This is a genomic window from Arthrobacter rhizosphaerae, assembly GCF_023062595.1.
Lineage (GTDB): Bacteria > Actinomycetota > Actinomycetes > Actinomycetales > Micrococcaceae > Arthrobacter > Arthrobacter rhizosphaerae.
In genome coordinates this window covers 54,982-75,203 of sequence record NZ_JALLAN010000018.1, presented here as the reverse complement: position 1 = coordinate 75,203, position 20,222 = coordinate 54,982, and the positions used below count along the sequence as shown (strand labels likewise).

Below are 20,222 nucleotides of genomic sequence, written 5' to 3'. Positions count from 1 at the left end.
GCCTGGCCCGGGAGCTCCCGGGCCAGGCACTAAAGGAGAACCATCATGACTCAGACTTTGATCCGACCGCCTTCCGTCGATGAACGCGTGGCCGTCCGCAATCCTCTCCAGAATCTGCTGGGGCGCCCCGAAGTAGGCGCGCTGGTTGGCGCCGTCGTACTGTTTGTCTTTTTTGCCCTCGTTTCCCAGACGTTCCTTCAGCCGAACGCCATAGCCACCGTCCTGTACGGCAGCTCGACGATCGGCATCATGGCCGTGGGTGTATCCCTGCTGATGATCGGCGGGGAGTTTGATCTCTCTACGGGTGTGGCAGTAATCAGCTCAGCTCTGACCGCCTCAATGTTCAGCTGGTACTTCTCCACAAACGTCTGGGTGGGTGTCATCCTGGCGCTTGTGGTTTCCGTAGCCATTGGTTTCGTCAACGGCTGGATCCTGATGAAGACCAAACTCCCCAGCTTCATCGTCACGCTGGCCACCTTCCTGATGCTGACCGGTCTGAACCTCGGCCTGACCCGCCTCATCGGCGGCTCGGTCTCGTCGCCGTCGATCTCCAACATGGACGGGTTCAAGTCGGCCCAGGCCATCTTCGCCTCCTCCGTTACGATCGGCAGCGTAGACGTCAAGATCACAGTGTTTATCTGGATCGCCCTTGTGGCCGTCGCCTCATGGGTGTTGCTCCGCACCAAGGTGGGCAACTGGATCTTCGCCGTCGGCGGCGATTCCAACGCCGCCCGCGCAGTGGGCGTTCCCGTCAAGGCCACCAAGATCGGGCTCTTCATGGCCGTGGGCTTCTGCGGCTGGATCCTCGGCATGCACAACCTGTTCGCCTTCGACTCCGTGCAGTCCGGCGAGGGTGTGGGCAACGAGTTCCTCTACATCATCGCTGCGGTTATCGGCGGCTGCCTCCTGACTGGCGGCTACGGTTCAGCGGTCGGCGGCGCCATCGGTGCCTTCATCTTCGGGATGGCCAACAAGGGCATTGTTTACGCGCAGTGGAACCCGGACTGGTTCAAGTTCTTCCTTGGGCTCATGCTGCTGCTCGCCACCATCGTCAACCTGATCGTCAAGCGCCGCGCGGAACTTAAGTAGAGGGGTTTACACCATGAACGCCAAACAGATCGACCAGCAGCAACTGCTCAAGGACGAGAAGGACCCGCTGACCCACACGCCGGTGCACCTGCTCTCCCTGGAGAACGTCGGGAAGCATTACGGCAACATCGTTGCCCTCCGTGATGTCACCATGGCTGTTGATAATGGCCGCGTCACCTGCGTCCTCGGGGACAACGGCGCCGGCAAGTCCACGCTGATCAAGATCATTGCGGGCCTCCATCAGCATGATGAAGGCGTGCTCCACATCATGGGCGAGGAACGGAAATTTGATTCTCCCCGGGATGCGCTGGACGCCGGCATCGCCACCGTCTACCAGGACCTGGCAGTGGTCCCGCTCATGCCCATCTGGCGCAACTTCTTCCTCGGCTCGGAACTGACGTCCGGCTTCGGCCCGTTCAAGAGCCTCGACGTCCAGGCCATGAAGGACATCACCAAGAAGGAACTCGCGGAGATGGGCATCGACCTCCGCGACGTGGAACAGCCCATCGGTCAGCTCTCCGGCGGTGAACGCCAGTGTGTCGCAATCGCCCGGGCGGTGTACTTCGGCGCGAAGGTCCTGATCCTGGACGAGCCCACCGCCGCGCTCGGCGTCAAGCAGTCTGGGGTGGTGCTCCGCTATATCCTGCAGGCAAGGGACCGGGGGCTCGGGGTCATCTTCATCACCCACAACCCGCACCATGCCTTCCCCGTCGGTGACCGTTTCCTGCTGCTCAAACGCGGCAAGTCAATCGGCTACTACGACAAGAAGGACATCACCCTCGATGAGCTGACGGCGCAAATGGCGGGTGGTGCTGAACTCGCCGAGCTTGCCCACGAACTGGAACAGCTCGGCGGCCACAGTGATGTGGTCAAGGAAGTCCAGGCCGAAGTCGCGGGAACGTCGCGATAGCCCCGCCCGCCACACCAGACTCCGGACACACCCTCCACAGCAACCCCTCCAAACCCGCAGGAGCAAGATGAACAGCATTACTTTAGGACTCGTGGGGGTTGGGCGCATTGGCGTCATGCATGCCAATAACATCGCCTCCCTGAATGAGGGATCCGACGGTCCTGTTGCTGGTCATGGTGCCTCTCCTGCTGCCGGCGTGAACGTGCGGCTGAAGGTCACGGATGTCGCTGCCGACCACGCCCGGTCGGTGGCGGCAGGACTGGGTGCGGGTTTCGTACCCACAGTCCAGGAGCTCCTAGATTCAGGCATCGACGGCTTGGTCATTGCCACCGGTACTGCCACCCATCCCGGCCTCATCCGGGCCGGTGTGGAGGCTGGAATACCAGTGTTTTGCGAGAAGCCGGTGGCCATGAACGTTGGGGACTCGCTGCCGGTGCTTGAGCACATCCGGCAGAACAGGGGGGTCGTCCAGATCGGCCATCAGCGCCGGTTCGACGCCGGCTACGTCGAAGCGAAACGTGCCTTCACCGCAGGGGAATTGGGTTGGATCCATTCCCTGCGGGCTGTCACATGCGACATGGCACCGCCACCCGTAGAGTTCCTGGCCACTTCCGGCGGACTTTTCAGGGACTGCTCGGTCCACGACTTCGATATTCTCCGCTGGCTGACGGGCAGAGAAATCGTTGAGGTGTACGCCAGGGGATCGAACAACGGTGATCCCGCCATCGGTTCCGTGGGGGATGTGGACACAGCGCTCGCCCTGGTGACGTTCGACGACGGCACGGTAGGAACGGTGTCTGCCTCGCGCTACAACGGGGCCGGCCACGATGTGCGCCTGGAGATTCAGGGCTCCGCCGGATCGGTGATGGTGGGCCTGGATGACCAGTCAGCACTGGCATCCGCGGAACCGGGGATCGCCTTCCCGTCGGGTGCACCGCACAAGACCTTCGCCGACAGATTCCATCAGGCCTACCGATCCGAGCTGGCGGCCTTTGTGGAGGTCATCCTGGGTAAGCGGGAAAACCCGTGCACTCCTGAGGATGCTGTTGCCGCTTCACGTGTAGCCGATGCAGCCCAGGCCTCACTTGAATCGGGGATGCCGGTCACCGTGGCTGTGGTAGCGGACCGCCAAGGGGTCTGAGCACCGCGACCTCCCGCAGGCTAGGCTGGCTCCATGGACGCCCACGGCAGCTTGAATCCGAGCCCCCGAACGCTGGACGTCGACAGCCTGGAACGCTTCGACAGGCTGGTGGTTACCGGCGCACGCTCCATGCACGGGTGGCATGCCCAATCGTTGGATCTTCGCGGCAGGGCCGAGCCGTTGCTGACCCTCAATGTTGAGGGAAGCATCTTTCTCGGCTGCACTTTCGACGACGGCGTGGAGGCATCGTTGCGAAGCCGCGGGGCCCTGATTTTTCCCCGGCTGGACGGTGTTCCCTTCAACCCCTACCGCAGCCGTCTCTACACTGCCCAGGAGCTCTACGAGGGAATTGTCGGTGCACCATACGAGGCCTCGCCGGACGCCAAGGTGTATCAGTGGAGTATTCAGCCCGGGCGCCGCCGGATCGATGCCACGCTCGCTGCTGCCCTTCATGACCATTCAATCGGGGAGGCCCTCGAAGCGTTCAGGCGTTCCGGGACCAGCTCGGGCCAGGTCACTGTCGGCGTGATGGGAGGGCACGCCGCCCAGCGGGGAACCCCGGAGTTCGCTGCGGCAGGAACCCTCGGGCGCCTGCTTGCCCGAAGCGGTCACATAGTAGCCACCGGGGGAGGGCCGGGGGCCATGGAGGCGGCCAACATGGGGGCATACCTGAGTGAGATTCCGGAAGCAGCCTTCCACGATGAGCTCGAAAGCATGGCCGTCGTTCCCGGATACCGGCCATCGGTGTCCGCGTGGGCGCGGGCGGCGGCCGCCGTCGTCGAACGCCATCCGGACGGGACGCCGTCTTTAGGTATTCCCACGTGGTTCTACGGCCACGAGCCGCCCAACTACTTCGCGAGCCACATTGCCAAGTACTTCGCGAATGCCATTCGGGAGGCCATCCTCCTCGAGCTGTGCGATGGCGGGATCGTGTTCCTGCCCGGGTCCGCCGGCACAGTCCAGGAGATCTTCCAGGACGCGTGCGAGAACTACTACGGTGTGCCCGAGACCATCAAGCCCATGATCCTGGTGGGCCGGGTGCATTGGCAGGAACGGTATCCCGCCTGGCAATTGCTGGCAGGCCTGGCCGAGGGCCGGGATATGGCTGCCAAAGTGCACTTGGTGGATACGGTGGAGGAAGCACTTCAGGTCTTGGAGGGCTACTGACGCCGGAACCGAAGCGCGTATGTGCTCACAGCACTCTGGTGCAGGGTGCTTCGGCCAGCCTGGCCAGTCCGGTCAGGTCGCCCGGCCCGAAGTCCCTCAGCGTCGTTCCGTGCTCGAACATGAGTTGGGAAGGATCGGGAACGTGGCCCAGGCCAAGGACGTGCGCGAGTTCATGGAGGATGACGGCGATGGCCCGCGCACTCCCACCCGGCGTCCTGATGATCTTCCGAATTTGTGGCGAGTCCAGGGAGACCTGCCCGCTGACGTAGCCCACGTGCCCGGAAGAGTGCTTCACGCGGGTGCTTCCGCCTATCCCTACGGTGTCCCCGCTGAGTTCAGGGATTGTCTCAGGATCCGTCCAGGAAATGAGGACAGGCGCCCACGTGTTCCCATAGCGGTTGGGCTGGAAGCTCGCCCGGTCCATGGCTGGCCGTTCATCCACTTGCCCGTTAAAAACAAACCTGAAGCCGGAGGCCTCACTGATCCGGCGTACGGCAGCATCAATCAAAGCGTCCGAGCCCGGGGGTGCCTCATCAGTATTTACCACGTAGTGGATGGGCCGGCACGGGGAGTAGCTCACCGGCATCCCTTCGTTGTAATGGAGGAAAACGTAGGAGCTGCTGAGCTCTGTCAAAGGGGCAGGGACGCCCAACGGCTCGGGGCCTTCGTCAAGACCTGGCGTTGGTGAATTGCGCTGGCCCATCATCGGGGCCCAGTCGGAAGAGCCGGAATCCAGGCCGAGCAAACTGAGAGGCCTGAAATCGCCGTAAAGAAATACCCCGATGGAGACGAACATAACCATTGCGGCAACGAAGGCGATCAGCCGGGTGCCCCAGTGCGTCGCAGGTTCATGCAAGTGGTGGGGGGAGGGGCCCGATGGCCCGGATGGTAGGTAAATTTTGATACCCCCTGCCCTGCTGTGGGCAGCTGACGGAGGCGGCTCGAACTATGGTTGTTTGCCAGCCTAGGCTCAGCAGGACCCCGCGTCTACAGGTCCTTGCGGCACTGTGTCTGGCCCAGTTCCCTGAGGCCGCTCAGGTCTCCGGCTGCTAACCCGTCAGGGGTGCCGATTTCCGGATACATCAGCTGGAGGGGGTCATCCACGTGCTCCAGTCCCATGACATGTCCGAGTTCATGGAGTATCACGGCGGTGGCGTACTCGGCGCCGTCGGGTCGTTCCAATTCAAGGTCAATCTGGGCAGCATCCAGTTCCAGGCTGCCGGTGACAAATGTTTTGGGTCCACCGCTGAAGCTGTAGTGTGTGCTTCCGCCGGTCCCGATGACTTGGCCTTTGAGCTTGGGGGCGGCGTCCGGTGTGGTCCAGGAGATCAGCAAGGGGGCCCAGCGGTCTCCATACATGGCCGGCTGGTAGGGGTCCCGTTCGTCCGAGGGTTCTTCGGCTGTTTCGCCGTCATGAACAAAGGTGATTCCAGTTGCCGAACCTATGGTGCGGATGGCGTCATGAACCAGGTGGGCGGCGCCCTCGGGAGCAAGGGTTTCATTCACGACGTAATGCAGCGGCCGGCACGGCGAATAGCCCACCGGACTGCCGTCGTCGTTCACTACCAGGAACTTGTAGGACTGGCTCGTCACTGACTGTAATTCCGGCACACCAAGTGGAGCGTCACTTTCCTCGAGCCCTGGAGGCGGCGTGCCGGCCGGGCGGGCCACCCCCGCAGCTTCGGTCTGCTGCACGGGCGGCCTGGCAATGGGATCAGACTGCGGGTCGGCGCGGGAATCCATGCCGAGCAGTCCCGTCACCCGCGGATCATCGTAAAACACCCCTGCCACCAGGAAAGCCATGGCGGCGATCAGCAACGTGACCAGAAGGTTCCGGAGCCAGTGCCCGGCCTTCCGGAGGGGACTTCGGTGTTTGGGCTGTTGAGGTGTCATGTGCCGGAGATCGTCCGGGTTGGAAGGGCTGTCCATACGAAGCTGCTAGGCCACTGCCGCGCCGAAGGCCATGCCCAGCAGGTAAGTGACGGCGGCTGCGCCAAGGCCGATCGCCAGCTGACGCAGTCCGCGGGATGCGGGGGAGGTACCCGAGAGGAGACCTACGATGCCGCCGGTTGCCAGCAGTGCAAGCCCCACCAGAACACAGGCCACCACAAGTGCTGCCACACCCGTCAGGCCAAACACGAACGGCAAAATGGGCACCACGGCCCCGGAGGCGAAGAAGCAGAAACTCGACGCGGCTGCACTCCAGGCCGTGCCCACCGCTTCATGTTGATCGGGAGTCTCGGTGCTCTCAGGATGCAGCGACAGGCTGGGATCGCAATCGCAGGACAACATACCCATGCGTTCCTTGACTCTGTGTTCGGCAGCCTCGCGGGACATCCCCCGCGCCAGGTAAACCAGCAGGAGTTCGTTGTGCTCGATGTCGAGCGACGGGGCGGCCGCCAGGGTGACCTGGGTGGGGCGGGTTGCCGCGAGGAGTTCCCGCTGGGACCGCACCGAAATGAACTCGCCCGCGCCCATGGACAGTGCTCCCGCGAGCAAACCGGCTACCCCGCTGAGCAGCACCACTTGACTCCCCACACCCGAGGCAGCCATACCCATGACCAGGGAAAGGTTGCTGACCAGACCGTCATTTGCCCCGAAGACTGCTGCCCTGAAGGTTCCGGCCAGCCGGTTGCGTCCACGTGTGGCCAGCCCCCGCACTACTTCTTCGTGGATCTGTTCATCCGCGGCCATGGCAGGAGTGGCTGAGGGATCCTCGGCGTAAGGAGAACGGCCCTCAGCACGCTGGGCGAGGGCAAGGACAAACACTGAACCAAAATGCCTGGCCAGGAATCCGAGGATTTGGCTTCGGAACGATGCCGGCCGGGGTTTGCCTGCGTGGCCGCCGAGCAGTCTGAGCCAATGTGCCTCGTGGCGGCCTTCAGCTTCCGCGAGGGCCAACAGGATGGAGCGTTCCTCACCGCTACGGTTTTGGGCGAGGTCACGGTAAACGGAGGCTTCGGCACGCTCGTCGGCGAGGTACTGCCGCCACCGTTTGAGATCGGCGGGGCTGGGGGTTCCGGCCGCTGAGGGCAGTGGATCTGTGGGGTGATCAGATTTAGCGTGCTGAGACACGAAGACTCCTGGGCTTGACGAGGCATGGTTCGGCCTCATTGCCTCTCCAGCGTACCCCGCATTTCCGCGGAATTTCGGCCGGTAATCCTTAGCGTGAAGTTTAGGAGTGCCTCAAAATTGCGGCACTGCCAGGGCAGGGTTGGCGGGCTTTCTCCTGCTATTGACCCCCTGTGCCGTCGGTGTTGTGATGTGTTTAAGGGCGGGTTTCCCCGCAGACCCACCTGGACACTTCAGCGGTTATCGCTTGACGCGCTCCTCGCCGAGAACGCTCACCGCCGGTGTCCTACCGATCGATGTCCTACTACACGGAGGTTGCATTATGGATTCCACTGAGCCGGTTCCCAACCACCAGCCCGTCAGGCCGACTATCGAGTCCGATCCCGCCTATGACTTTGCCGAGGACGTACCTGTGGAGGAATGGGATGCGGAGGATGACGCAATAGACGAAGAGGAGCGGGTGGTGCCGCTGGACACCGACGACGAATTCCGCGAACCGGACTTCGAGGAAGGCTGACAGTCAACCACGAGGTTAACCACGACGGCGGTACATCCCTGAGGTTGGATCCCAACCCGGGGAGGTACCGCCGTCGTGCATTGTGCCTTTGTTCTTAAGAGCCGATGTTTTGCAAGACGCGCGTAATAAGGTGCCGGTTTTAGGGGACGGCGTCCGGGATAGCAGGTTTCAGTGCGTCCGCCGGAACGGCCTCTTCCTCTTCTGCGCGCCCGGCGACCCGCGCGAACCAGTTCCGCATTACACGGGGATCAGTGGGCTTGGTCAGCAGCGATACGGCGATGTAGACCACGGCTGAAGCGATCAGACCGAAGTAAATCGGCTCATTGGCGTAGATCCCGTCCAATGGGGCGGCCGCATTGATCTCCAGGACGATCATTGTTCCCAGCGTCACGACGGAACCGACCGCCATGGACGCAGCTGCCGCAACTCCGGTCCCTCGATGCCATACCAAACCGCCGAGGATGGCCACCAGCAGGCCGCCCACCAGGATGTCGTAAGCGATGGTCAATGCCGCCACCACATCCTTGGTGATGATGGCGATGAGGATGGCAACAATGCCGAGCGCCAGTACCCACATCCGGTTTGCTTTGACGTCGTGCTCAGGATTTTCGCTGTCCTCGGTGTTGATGTCCTTGCCAAACCAGCTGGCAACGAAGGGGAGTACGTCGGCTCGGGCCACCGTAGCGGCTGCAATAAGGGCTCCGGAAGCCGTGGACATCATGGCCGCAACGGCCGCTGCCAGGACCAGTCCGCCAATGCCGATTGGCAACAGGTTGGTCGCCACTTCGGCATAAACCACGTCTTTGCCGAGGTTCGCCACGTCGATCTCCGGGAGTGCGACGCGGGCGCCCAATCCGATCAGTGCACCGGCCGCGCCGTAGAGGATGCAGTAAATGCCTGCAGTGGCGCCGCCCCAACGGGCAACCTGGGGTGTCTTGGCAGTGAAGACGCGCTGCCAGATGTCCTGGCCGATCAGCAGGCCAAGGGTATAAACCACGAAATAGGTGATGATGGTTTGGATGCCGATGCCGTCGATCTGGAAGAAGCTGTCCTCCACGCGGCTGCGGATGCCGTCCAGGCCGCCCGCTGCATTGAGCGTAAACGGGAGCATGAGCAGGAAGATGCCAACGGTCTTGATCACGAACTGGACCTGGTCAGCCAGCGTAATTGACCACATCCCCCCAATCGTGGAGTAGACCAGCACAATGGCGCCGCCGATGGCGATGGCAAGAGCCCTGTCCCAGCCGAAGAGCACCACAAAAATTGTGGCATAGGCCCCGGTGGACGTGGCGCAGAGCATCAGGGTGTACGCGAGCATCACTATTCCGGATGTCTGAGTGGCGCGGCTGCCATACCGCAACGTCAGCATCTGGGAGACGGTGTAGATCTTAAGTTTCTGGATAGTTCCGGCGAAGAGCAGGCTTAGGAGCAGCACGCCGGATCCGATGGCAACCACCAGCCACATCCCGGAGATACCAAACTTGTAGCCGAGGCCCACACCGCCTACCGTCGAAGCGCCCCCGAGGACTACAGCGGCCATGGTGCCGGTGTAGAGGAAGGGACCCAAACGACGGCCGGCTACGAGGAAGTCGCTGTTGTTCCTGGTACGGGACTTTCCCCACCAGCCGAAAGCCAGCATGGCTACCAGATAGGCCACCACGATGGCGATGTTGATGAAATTTGCATCCATAAGAAGGGCTCCTTGGAGCTGCTTGGCCGTTCATCTTCAACGGCAAATTGCCGAAGGAGAGGGAACCGCTGCTTGGAGGGGAGGCACGGGGAGGTGCACGCAGTTCTCTGGGAGACGGGGGTTTGTCTCCGCAGCTGACCGGTTTGGTTGTCCGGATGGATTCCCGAGGTTGTTCGCATAAGCGCTTGGCCAAACAATTGCCCCGAGTCAACTTAGTTTGCTAATAGACAACAGTTGTTGCGTAAAAGAGTAAGCTGTGACTTGGGTAACGGTCAAGACGCGTTTGAACGGGTGACGAATTGCTGCGTCACACTCGTTCCTGGCCGTTAGGATGACTCCTGAGATGGGCCGAGCGGCCAGCCGTGAAAGGTTCAGAAATGAAGGCTCTACCAGTTGAACCCAGCAATATTCCGGTTGCCATCGGTTCAAGAATCCGAGCAGCGCGTCAATCACAGCGGCTCACCATCGAACAGGTCGCGGACGCCACGGGTCTTACCAAGGGCTTCCTGAGCCGGGTGGAACGCGATCTGACTTCGCCGTCGGTGGCCTCACTCGTGACGCTGTGCCAGGTACTTTCCATCTCCATCGGGGATCTCTTTGCAGCCCCCGAAACACACCTCACCAAAAAGGATCACGGCCCTCGGATCTCACTCGGGGGTCAAGGGATCGTGGAGCGGCTGCTCACAGCTCGCTCTGAGCGGCGGATTCAGCTCATCCAGGCTGTGATCGAGCCCCGCGGGCGCGGAGAATCCGAGCTCTACGCCGTTGATTGCGACGTTGACGTGCTGCACGTCATCAAGGGGACAATCAAGCTGATCCTCACGAATGAGGAGTATGAGCTCAACTCAGGCGACACCGTGACGTTCCCGGGCAGGGAGCCGCACACCTGGGTCAACCCGACAGATGAGCCCGTAGAAGTGCTCTGGATTCTGGTTCCGGCCGCCAGCCGCTAGGGCTGTGCCGCTTTTCCAACCCGAGCAAAACTCGCTCTTCTCGCTAGCCTCCTGCGGGCCGGGCGGAAATTACTATGAGTGCAGGCGGACTACTTGGTCCGGTCATACATCAGTCCGGGGGGACCATGAACCAGAGCCGATATCTCTACCTTTCCCTTGCCGCAGCGGCGGCCCTCGGCCTGGCGGCCTGTGCGCCTTCCGGCGAGCCGGGCGGCCAGTCGCAGACCCCGACAGGCAGCGGAACGGCTTCGCAGGGCAGTAGCACCCAGGGCAGCCCTCCTGACTCTGCTCCGGCAGCCACCCCCGGAGGCTCCACCTCGCCGGGAGCTACCCCCGGGCAGGAAGCGACGCCGACTCCAACCGAAACAGCCACGGACCTGCCCGGGGTTGCGCTCAAGACCTTTACCTTCCCCGACGGGCACATTTCCTTTTCTTACCCGGCGGAGTGGACTGTTCGGACTGCACAGGCGCCGCATCTTCCCGAGGGCACGAATGCTGAAAACTCATTGGAAGCCATCCTCAGCGACGGGACGGGAAACGAGGTTGCCTCGATCACCAGCGGCACATATGGAGACGGAGCGGAAGGCCCGGTGATGCGTACCGTTCTTGACCAGGCGGCGGTTCCCGGGCTCGTGGACATCAACGCGGAGCCGGTTTCCTTCGGCTTTGCTTTTGATTCCTTCGCGGACCATCCGCAGTTTCATATGGGCATCAGGCGGAGTCACGAATTTGTGTCCGGGACCACGAGTTCCGGTTCCCCGCAGGTTGCGTTCCCCAACGGGGCAGCAGTGGCCAGGGTCATTTTTAGTGAACCTGCCTTCCCGAGCATCGACGCGGCGAAGGCGTGGATGAACACCGCGCAATATCGCCAGCTCAAGGCAATCCTGCTGAGTCTGAAGTATCAATAGCGAGCCCAGGTAAACGTTTGATGCATTGCAGGCAACATGGGGGTATGATGGCAGTCACAACCACTGATCCATCCTCGAAGGAGAGGCATTCCTTTGGAAGAGCTCCGCATTGAAGCAAATGGCAACGTCGGACCGATCGATTCAGCCCGGATTCCGCGTTATGCGGGGGCGGCAACGTACGCCCGCCTGCCGCGGCTGGACCAGGTTGCTTCGGCGGATGTGACTGTTGTCGGGGTCCCGTTCGACTCGGGAGTCTCCTACCGGCCGGGAGCGCGGTTCGGAGCAAACCATGTGCGTGAGGCCAGCCGCCTGCTTCGCCCGTACAATCCGGCGTGGGACGTGAGTCCCTTCGAGAACATCCAGGTGGCGGACGCCGGGGACATGGCCGTGAACCCGTTCAACATCAATGAAGCCATTGAGACGATTCAGCAGAACGCCCTGGATCTCACCGCCCGGGGGAGCAAACTTGTTACCCTCGGCGGAGACCACACCATCGCGCTTCCACTGCTGCGGGCAGCGGCCGAACGTGCCGGCGCACCCCTCGCCATGCTCCACTTTGACGCCCACCTGGACACCTGGGACACGTACTTCGGCGCCGAATACACACACGGGACGCCCTTCCGCAGGGCAGTGGAGGAGGGCATCCTCGACACCGAAGCCATCAGCCACATTGGAACCCGTGGTCCGCTTTATGGCAAGAAAGACCTCGACGACGACCATCGCTTTGGGTTCGGCATCGTCACTTCTGCCGACGTCTATTACCAAGGCGTGCTGGAGACGGTGGCAAAGGTCCGGGACCGGATCGGCAACCGACCCCTGTATATCTCCGTGGACATCGACGTCCTGGATCCTGCCTTTGCACCAGGTACAGGTACCCCGGAGGCGGGCGGTCTTTCAAGCCGTGAACTGCTGGAGATCCTCCGCGGATTCCGTGGGATGAACCTCGTCGGAGCCGATATCGTCGAAGTCGCTCCGGCGTACGACCACGCGGAGATCACAGGCGTCGCAGCCAGCCACGTCGCCTACGAAATGGTGACACTGATGGCAGACAACGCCGTCGAAGGCGACCGCTTCGGAGCCGCCAACGGGTACGCCCAGCAAGCCCTTGGCCAGGAATCGCACCGGCCAGCCGGCTTCGCGGCGTCCTCCACCGAGGAGTACGCACAGTGACCGGACCAGAGGGCCCCGTCCGTAACGGCGGCGATCTCGTCGTCGAAACCCTCGAGGCGCTCGGCGCCAAAACCGTGTTCGGCATTCCAGGCCAGCACGCCCTGGGCCTCTTTGATGCCATGGGCCGGGGAAACCTGCATTTCGTCTCCTCGCGGGTTGAGAACAATTCTGCGTTCGCGGCCGATGGTTATTCGCGGGCAACCGGGGAAGTGGGCGTTCTCTTCCTGTCCACCGGCCCCGGCGCCCTGATGTCGCTGGCAGGGCTGCAGGAGGCCTATGCGACGGGCGTCCCCATGGTGGTGGTTGCAAGCCAGATCCCTCTCGAAGGACTCGGAGCCCGCCGTAAAGGAATGCTTCATCAGCTTGACGACCAGAAGGCGTCCGCTGCCAACGTCACCAAGAGCCAGCGGCTCATCCAGCATGCCTCGGGGATCCCGTCGGCTATTCAGGACGCCTGGACGGAAGCCATTTCTTCCCCGCAAGGGCCTGTCTGGCTGGAGATTCCGCAGAATGTCCTGCTCGATCCCATCATGGTGCCTCCCGTTGAGGACGCGCTCGCTGAGGCAGCTGATAATCCGCCGCGGGTGGAGCTGATCCGTGAGGCAGTGAAATGGCTGGCGAAGGCGAAACGTCCCGCCATCATTGCCGGCGGGGGTACGCGGCGTGGCCGGGCTGAGAAAACGCTGCTGGCCCTGGCCGAAAAGCTGCGGGCTCCGGTGATCTGCACTCCCGGCGGAAACGGCGCTTTCCCCTGGAACCACGAGCTCTCGCTGCAGTCCTGGATCGAGGACCGCTACGTCACCGACGTCCTCGAAGACGCCGACGTCCTGATTGTCATCGGCTCGTCCCTGGGCGAGGTCACGTCCAACTACTTCACGTTCGAACCGCGTGGCCGTATTATCCAGATCGACGCCGAACCCCGGGTCCTCGAATCCAATCGCCCCGGGCTGGGGATCCGCGCCGATGCAGGGCAGGCCCTCGCCGCCTTGGACGAAGCCCTGCAACGTGAGGGCGTCTCCACGGCTGCGGACTGGCACGATTCGACGCCGGAGGCAATGGTGCGGGAGACTCTGGCTAAGGTCCGGGCACGCCTGGAATCCCAGGACCTGGCCAAAGAGCTCAACTTTATGGCTGACATCCGCGAGGCTGTGCCGGCAGATATGCAAACATTCTGGGACATGACCATTTCCGCCTACTGGGGCTGGAGCTGTTGGGACGCCAAGGATGGGCAATTCCATTCCGCCCAGGGCGCCGGTGGCCTCGGGTTTGGATTTCCGGCCGCCATCGGTGGTTCGGTCGGCCTGGCAACAACAGGGCGGTCAGGATCTGCTGCGCGGGTACTGGCGGTCTCTGGCGATGGTTCAGCTATGTATTCCATCTCTGAACTTGCCACCGCCAAACAGCACAACGTGCCGGTTACGTGGTTGATCGTCGACGACGGCGGTTACGGCATCTTGCGTGAATACATGATCGATGCGTTCGGCAAGGCAACCGCTACCGAGCTTGCCCGGCCTGACTTCGTGAAGCTGGCCGAAGCTTTCGGCGTTCCCGCCATCCGTGTTGAACCGCAGGGTGTGGGGGATGCCCTGAAGGCAGCCTTTGCTGCAGAGGGACCGAACGTCGTCGTGGTTGAGACACTGCTCAAGATGTTCGCTCCGACTCACCTGGACACGTGATTCCGGCAGCGCCAGCAAGAAACGCCTAATTTGTGACAGGTGAAGCGACGACCACTACGTTCTTGCCCCAAAAGTCGTCTGTGTAGCAGCTGATAAGGACCAGGCGATTCGGAACAACCTCCCAGATGGGGCTGTCCTTGAGGGTGTCCTTGAGATAGGTGGTAACCCAATCGACTCTGTAGCGAACCGTGCCCGTTTCAGTCACTGCATCAAACTCCTGTCCTGGAACCGAGGCGTCACTCAGGCGGTTAAAGGGAGCATCCCGGTCCTCCCAACTGTGTCCAATGATGTAGGTCGTGTTGGTTGATCCTGCCCCCGGAACACCAAAGGGTGCCAGCCAGTATCCGTCTACCGTCCGGGGTGGGACCAGGGTACGGGAGACCTTTTCTTCCTGGCTTGGCTCCAACGGATGGACTGGTACATCTATCCCGGCCAGGGGGTAGGCGATGCGGGTGGGGCGGGCAGCAGCCGGCAGGGAGCTAACGGTCTGAACCGGCGCGGGTACCGGGACTGAGGTGGCGGTCCAGGAACTCGGATTGCCGTCGGGCTTGCTCGAGCTGCCTGTGCCGAGGGAACCACCTGCAGACACGAGGCCCGGCAGGAATGCCAGGGCGAAGAAGCCCAGGACTCCGCACACGAGCAACAAAATTCCTCCGCGGTTCAGCAACCTTCCCTGACCTCGTTCGGGGGTGGGGGGAGGGTGCCTGCCGTGCTGGCCTAAAGTCACTCAGCTTCTCGTTCCTGGGGAGGACTAACGGGCACCGCACCTGGTGGTGCGATGCCCGTTCGCTCCTTCTCTAGTCCGACCTGCTCGGTTAGCCCGACTTACTCGGCAACCGTGTGCTGGGCTGTGGCTGGATCTCTCCGGCGAAGGGCAAGAATTCCAGCAGCTGTGAGCAGGAGTGCGGCGCCTCCGATCCAGGCCGGGATACCAGTTTCCCCTTCACTGGCAACAGCGGTCTGGGCATTGAATCCAGGGTTCATTGCGGGAACAGAGCCCCTGGCTGCGCCTGCGGCGGCTGGTGGAGCTGCTGCAGCTCCTGCCGGAGGCATGGCTGGCGGCACACCCGGTGGAACTACTGGAGGCACAACTTTGGGCGGCACAAGTGGCGGCACACCTGCCGGGCATCCCGCTGCGGGTGCCGGAATGATGTCTTCACCCTCCTGATGGTTGCGGTGGGCTGGAAGTGCGCTCTCGTCGATAGTGATGATCACGTACGGGTTCGTGGTGGACCCGGTTGCATGGCAGATGGTCACCTTCTTGCCATCAGGTCCAGGTCCTGGAGGCGGGGTGATGCCTGTTGGGCATCCCGCTGCCGGGGCCGGAATGATGTCTTCGCCCTGCTGATGGTCGCGGTGGGCTGGAAGTGCACTCTCGTCGATGGTGATGATCACATACGGGTTTGTGGCCGACCCGGTTGCGTGGCAGATGGTCACCTTCTCGCCATCATGTCCTGTAGGTGGCGTCGGCGTCGGCGTCGGCGTCGGCGTCGTGCCTGCCGGGCATCCTGCTGCCGGGGCCGGAATGATGTCTTCGCCCCACTGGTGATCCTCATGCGCGCTGAGCCCGCTTGTGTTGATCGTTATCTCTTCGTAGGGGTGAGTTTCAGAACCGGTAGCATGACAGATTGTAATTTGCTCCGATGTTGCGTTGGCCGGCGCTGTGGCGCCAAGGAAAGTAAGGCCCACGATCCCCATCGTTGCAAGGAATCGTTTCATAGCTGATCTCCATCCGAGACCGACTGGTAGAACTGACGACTCCGCGCGAGCTGCCCGCTCGACCCCGAGCTAAGGGCTCGTGGGATCAGCCCACCCTTCCCCCAGAATCATCAGCATGCTTACTTTTTGAGGCTATGGGGATAGCGATTCAGAAGTCACGAGTAGTGTGTACTCGTTTTTTCAGCCCTCGACTACTTGGAATCGGCTTCGAGTACTCGCAGTCGCCAAGGAATACTCCATTCGGATGATCTTTTCCAGAGAATGTTTCGCACAGGCAACAGATTTCGTAGAGTGGGAACCCTGATACCGTCAGCCCCCGCTGCTATTACTTCTCTTATCCAATCTGTGCTCTTCTTCTTAAGGATCCGTGGGCATGCTCCTCACCCTCATACGGCGCTACTCCAAGCCGTATTTGCCGTACATTATTGCCGTCATCGCGCTTCAGCTGGCATCGACCATCGCCGCCCTATACCTCCCCAGCCTCAACGCGCAGATCATTGACGAAGGTGTGGCACGCGGCGATACCGACTACATCTGGCGTACGGGCGTGTGGATGTTGGGCGTCGCGTTGATACAGGTAGCGACGGCGATAGCGGGCGTCTACTACGGCTCCAAGGCTGCCATGGCGATCGGCCGCGACCTTCGCCGTGGGGTATTCCGCAAAGTCAGCAGCTTCTCGGCAAAGGACGTCAACGTTTTCGGCGCCCCCACCCTGATCACCCGCGGCACAAATGATGTCCAACAGGTGCAGATGCTGGTCCTGATGGGCCTGAACTTCATGGTGGCCACGCCCATCATGTGCATCGGTGGCATCATCATGGCACTCCGCGAAGACCTCAACCTGTCCTGGCTTGTCTGGGTTTCAGTTCCAGTGTTGATTCTGGTGGTTGGCTATCTCGTTGTACGGCTGATGCCGCTCTTCCGCTCCATGCAGACAAAGATCGACCGCATCAATGGAGTCCTCCGCGAGCAGATCATCGGCATCAGAGTGGTCCGCGCCTTCGTCCGGGAACCCCATGAGGCTGAGCGCTTTGGTGAAGCCAACAAGGAACTTACCGATGTGTCCCTGAAAATCGGTGCCCTCTTCGTCCTGATGTTCCCGGCCATCGGCATGATCCTCCATGTTTCCACTGCCGCCGTCCTCTGGTTCGGCGGCCAGCGGGTGGAGGCAGGCGAAATGCAGGTGGGAGCCCTCACCGCCTTCCTCCAGTACCTTCTGCAGATCCTGATCGCCGTGATGATGGGCACCTTCATGGCCATGATGATTCCGCGTGCCTCCGTCTGCGCAGACCGCATCGGTGAAGTGCTCGACGTCGAGCCTTCCATCCACGAGCCATTGAACCCGGTGACGCCCGCCCACAAGACGGGCCGGGTCGAATTCCGCGACGTTTCGTTCGCGTACCCGGGCGCTGAGGAACCAGTGTTGAGCAACATCAGCTTCACCGCTGAGCCAGGAAAAACACTGGCAATCATCGGCTCAACCGGTGCCGGTAAGACCAGCCTGTTGTCCTTGCTTCCCAGGCTCTACGACGTCGGTTCCGGTGAAGTACTGCTCGACGGCGTCCCTGTCACCGATCTGCACCGCTCCGAAATCACGGGCAGGGTGGCCATGGTGCCGCAGCGTCCCTACCTGTTCTCCGGCACCATCGAGCACAACCTGCGTTTCGGCAAGACCGAGGCCACGGATGAGGAACTGTGGGACGCCCTGACAGTGGCACAGGCGGCGGACTTCGTGAGGGACAAGAAGAACGGTCTTGGCGCGAGGATCGCACAAGGCGGCACCAACGTCTCGGGCGGCCAGCGGCAAAGGTTGTGCATTGCCAGGGCATTGGTGACGGAACCGAAAGTGTTTCTGTTTGATGACTCGTTCTCGGCCCTTGACGTCGCAACGGATGCACGCCTTCGCCGGGCGCTGAAAGCAAAAACGGCCAATGCCACCGTCATCATCGTTGGCCAGCGCGTGTCCACCATCGCCGACGCGGATGAGATTCTGGTGCTGGACAGGGGCCGCATCGTGGACCGTGGCACTCACGATGAACTGCTCGAAAACTCCACCACCTACCAGGAAATTGTTGAGTCCCAGCTGACCGCGGAGGAAGTGGCATGAGCACCAATGAGAAGCTGTCCACCCGTCCCGGCGAGGAAGATCCCGCCCAGCCAGCGGATGCACCAGTAACGGATGCGCTGGAAGACGACGATGACTTCGTCGAGGAAGAGTTTGTACCAGGCGAGGCCGACGGCGGCATGTTCGGATCCGTTCCGGCCAAGAAGCCTGAACACTTCTGGCCCTCCGCCAAGAGGCTGATGGGCCTGTTGAAGCCCGAGGCTGCGGGTATTTACCTGGTCTTGGCCATGGTGACTGTAGCTGTGGTCCTGAACGTGATCGCACCGAAGATCCTCGGCCAGGCAATGGACGTGATCTTCAGCGGTGTGGTCGGAAAACAACTTCCTTCCGGCGTCAGCAAAGACCAGTTCGTCGAAGGCCTGCGGAGCCAAGGCCAGGACAACTTCGCGGACATGGTCAGCAGGATGGAACTCGTACCCGGAGTGGGCATCGATTTCCAGAAACTCGCCTTCCTGATCAGCGTCGTCCTGGTGATGTACTTTGTGGCCAACGTGTTCCTCTGGCTGCAGGGGTATGTCCTGAATGTTCTGGTCATGCGGGTGGTCCGGAAGCTCCGGGACGATACTGAGAAGAAACTGAACAAGCTTCCGCTGAACTACTTCGATACCCGGCAGCGCGGCGATCTCCTTTCGAGGGTGACCAACGACGTCGACAACATTCAGCAGGCACTCCAGCAGGCGTTCGCGCAGCTGGTCAGCTCACTCCTGACCGTTGTCGGCATCGTGATCATGATGTTCATCGTGTCGTGGCAGCTTGCCTTGATTGCCCTGGTGGCCTTGCCGCTGTCAGGCGTCGCTGCCGGAATCATCGGCAGCCGCAGCCAGAAGCTCTTTGCTGCTCAGTGGAAGAACACCGGCCAGCTCAATGGCCAGATCGAGGAGTCTTTCTCCGGTCACGACCTCGTGCGCGTCTTTGGCCGTGATGCCGACATGCTGGACCGCTTCGATGAGCGGAACGAAGCCCTCTACAAGGCAAGTTTCGGGGCGCAGTTTGTGTCCGGGATCATCTTCCCGGTGATGCAGTTCGTCTCCTACCTCAGCTACGTTGGCATCGCGGTTGTTGGCGGCCTGCGGGTGGCTTCGGGAGGAATGAGCCTGGGCGATGCCACGGCTTTCATCCAGTACTCGCGAGAGTTCACGCAGCCGCTGGGGCAGATGGCTGGCATGGCCAACATGCTGCAGTCCGGCGTCGCCTCCGCTGAGCGGGTCTTTGAACTGCTCGACGCCGATGAGCAGGATGCCGAGACAGCCACAGAGCATCTGCCAGCCAAGACTGACGGCCATGTGGAGTTCCGGAACGTCACGTTCAGCTACACGCCGGACAAGCCGCTCATCGAGGACCTTTCCTTCAACGCCGAGCCAGGCCACACAGTGGCAATCGTGGGACCGACGGGTGCCGGCAAAACAACCCTCGTTAACCTTGTGATGCGTTTCTACGAGCTGGACAGCGGCAGTATTTCCCTGGACGGCGTGGACATCACGCATTTGAGCCGGTCCGAACTGAGGTCCAAGGTGGGTATGGTTCTCCAGGATGCCTGGCTGTTCGGGGGCAGCATCTACGACAACATCAAGTACGGGAACCTGGACGCGACGGATGACCAGGTGATGGAAGCCGCCAAGGCCACTTTCGTTGACCGCTTCGTCAGGGCGCTGCCCGAGGGATACGACACCGTCATCGACGAGGAGGGCAACAACGTCAGCGCAGGCGAGAAGCAGCTGATCACCATCGCACGGGCCTTTGTTGCCAATCCTTCGCTGCTCATCCTGGACGAGGCGACGAGCTCGGTGGACACCCGCACCGAGGTCCTGGTGCAAAAGGCGATGGCAGCTCTCCGGAGCGACCGTACGAGCTTTGTTATCGCCCATCGCCTGTCCACGATCCGCGACGCCGATACCATCCTCGTGATGGAAGCCGGCAGGATTGTGGAGCAAGGGAACCACCACGCGCTGCTCGAGCTGAAGGGCGCCTACTACCGTCTGTACATGTCGCAGTTCGCCGGTGAGGATGCCGAAGAATCGGCCTTCACTGCCGAGTCCGCAGCGGTGCGCAGCTGACCGCCGGGGAGCCCCGTCGCCTCGAGGTACT

17 protein-coding genes are annotated in these 20,222 nt (G+C 61.8%); 11 read left to right on the top strand and 6 right to left on the bottom strand.

Going from position 1 to position 20,222, the window contains the following annotated elements:
* Positions 1–45 precede the first annotated feature (45 nt).
* From MU551_RS19965 to MU551_RS19950, 4 genes are all read left to right on the top strand, one after another.
* Entirely contained in the window at positions 46–1,089 is a 1,044-nt protein-coding gene (locus MU551_RS19965) for an ABC transporter permease (RefSeq protein WP_247048298.1), read from the top strand.
* Positions 1,090–1,102: 13 nt separating this feature from the next.
* Positions 1,103–1,999, top strand: coding sequence for an ATP-binding cassette domain-containing protein (locus MU551_RS19960; protein WP_247048297.1), 897 nt, complete (start codon positions 1,103–1,105; stop codon positions 1,997–1,999).
* 67 nt (positions 2,000–2,066) lie between these two features.
* Positions 2,067–3,140: a Gfo/Idh/MocA family oxidoreductase gene (locus tag MU551_RS19955; RefSeq protein WP_247048296.1), complete on the top strand. Its 1,074-nt coding sequence runs from the start codon at positions 2,067–2,069 to the stop codon at positions 3,138–3,140.
* A gap of 33 nt (positions 3,141–3,173) precedes the next feature.
* Positions 3,174–4,307 (top strand): LOG family protein, encoded by a 1,134-nt coding sequence (locus MU551_RS19950; RefSeq protein WP_247048295.1) that lies wholly within the window; start codon positions 3,174–3,176, stop codon positions 4,305–4,307.
* A gap of 25 nt (positions 4,308–4,332) precedes the next feature.
* Here MU551_RS19950 and MU551_RS19945 read toward each other — a convergent pair whose 3' ends face one another.
* From MU551_RS19945 to MU551_RS19935, 3 genes are all read right to left on the bottom strand, one after another.
* Positions 4,333–5,163, bottom strand: coding sequence for a peptidase M10A and M12B matrixin and adamalysin (locus tag MU551_RS19945; RefSeq protein WP_247048294.1), 831 nt, complete (start codon positions 5,161–5,163; stop codon positions 4,333–4,335).
* Positions 5,164–5,294: 131 nt separating this feature from the next.
* Positions 5,295–6,236, bottom strand: a complete 942-nt coding sequence (locus MU551_RS19940) for a matrixin family metalloprotease (RefSeq protein ID WP_247048293.1) — start codon at positions 6,234–6,236, stop codon at positions 5,295–5,297.
* Between the two features lie 9 nt (positions 6,237–6,245).
* Complete coding sequence (locus MU551_RS19935) at positions 6,246–7,382, bottom strand: VIT1/CCC1 transporter family protein (RefSeq protein WP_247048292.1); 1,137 nt, start codon at positions 7,380–7,382, stop codon at positions 6,246–6,248.
* A 319-nt stretch (positions 7,383–7,701) separates the two neighbouring features.
* Between MU551_RS19935 and MU551_RS19930 the strand changes: the two genes are divergently transcribed.
* Positions 7,702–7,896, top strand: a complete 195-nt coding sequence (locus tag MU551_RS19930) for a hypothetical protein (protein WP_247048291.1) — start codon at positions 7,702–7,704, stop codon at positions 7,894–7,896.
* 139 nt (positions 7,897–8,035) lie between these two features.
* On the opposite strand, the gene MU551_RS19925 is transcribed toward MU551_RS19930, so the two are convergent.
* Positions 8,036–9,586, bottom strand: coding sequence for a sodium:solute symporter family protein (locus MU551_RS19925; protein ID WP_247048290.1), 1,551 nt, complete (start codon positions 9,584–9,586; stop codon positions 8,036–8,038).
* A gap of 377 nt (positions 9,587–9,963) precedes the next feature.
* Between MU551_RS19925 and MU551_RS19920 the strand changes: the two genes are divergently transcribed.
* The 4 genes from MU551_RS19920 (at position 9,964) to MU551_RS19905 (ending at position 14,293) form a co-directional block, all read left to right on the top strand.
* On the top strand, positions 9,964–10,539 hold the full coding sequence (locus MU551_RS19920; RefSeq protein ID WP_247048289.1) for a helix-turn-helix domain-containing protein: 576 nt from the start codon (positions 9,964–9,966) through the stop codon (positions 10,537–10,539).
* Between the two features lie 125 nt (positions 10,540–10,664).
* Positions 10,665–11,447 carry a hypothetical protein gene (locus MU551_RS19915; RefSeq protein ID WP_247048288.1) on the top strand — a complete coding sequence of 261 codons (783 nt, stop codon included), beginning with the start codon at positions 10,665–10,667 and terminating at the stop codon, positions 11,445–11,447.
* Positions 11,448–11,540: 93 nt separating this feature from the next.
* Positions 11,541–12,617 carry an agmatinase gene (gene speB, locus MU551_RS19910; RefSeq protein WP_247048287.1) on the top strand — a complete coding sequence of 359 codons (1,077 nt, stop codon included), beginning with the start codon at positions 11,541–11,543 and terminating at the stop codon, positions 12,615–12,617.
* Positions 12,614–14,293, top strand: a complete 1,680-nt coding sequence (locus MU551_RS19905) for a thiamine pyrophosphate-binding protein (RefSeq protein WP_247048286.1) — start codon at positions 12,614–12,616, stop codon at positions 14,291–14,293. Before speB ends, MU551_RS19905 begins: the two co-directional genes overlap by 4 nt.
* 25 nt (positions 14,294–14,318) lie before the next feature.
* Here the strand turns inward: MU551_RS19905 and MU551_RS19900 are convergent, their stop codons facing one another.
* Positions 14,319–14,930: a class F sortase gene (locus MU551_RS19900; RefSeq protein WP_308198328.1), complete on the bottom strand. Its 612-nt coding sequence runs from the start codon at positions 14,928–14,930 to the stop codon at positions 14,319–14,321.
* 188 nt (positions 14,931–15,118) lie between these two features.
* Positions 15,119–16,012, bottom strand: a complete 894-nt coding sequence (locus MU551_RS19895) for a hypothetical protein (protein ID WP_247048284.1) — start codon at positions 16,010–16,012, stop codon at positions 15,119–15,121.
* A 373-nt stretch (positions 16,013–16,385) separates the two neighbouring features.
* Here MU551_RS19895 and MU551_RS19890 point away from each other — a divergent pair, with 373 nt between their 5' ends.
* Entirely contained in the window at positions 16,386–18,119 is a 1,734-nt protein-coding gene (locus MU551_RS19890; protein ID WP_247048283.1) for an ABC transporter ATP-binding protein, read from the top strand.
* On the top strand, positions 18,116–20,191 hold the full coding sequence (locus MU551_RS19885) for an ABC transporter ATP-binding protein (protein ID WP_247048282.1): 2,076 nt from the start codon (positions 18,116–18,118) through the stop codon (positions 20,189–20,191). The genes MU551_RS19890 and MU551_RS19885 overlap by 4 nt, the downstream gene beginning before the upstream one ends.
* Positions 20,192–20,222: the final 31 nt, after the last annotated feature.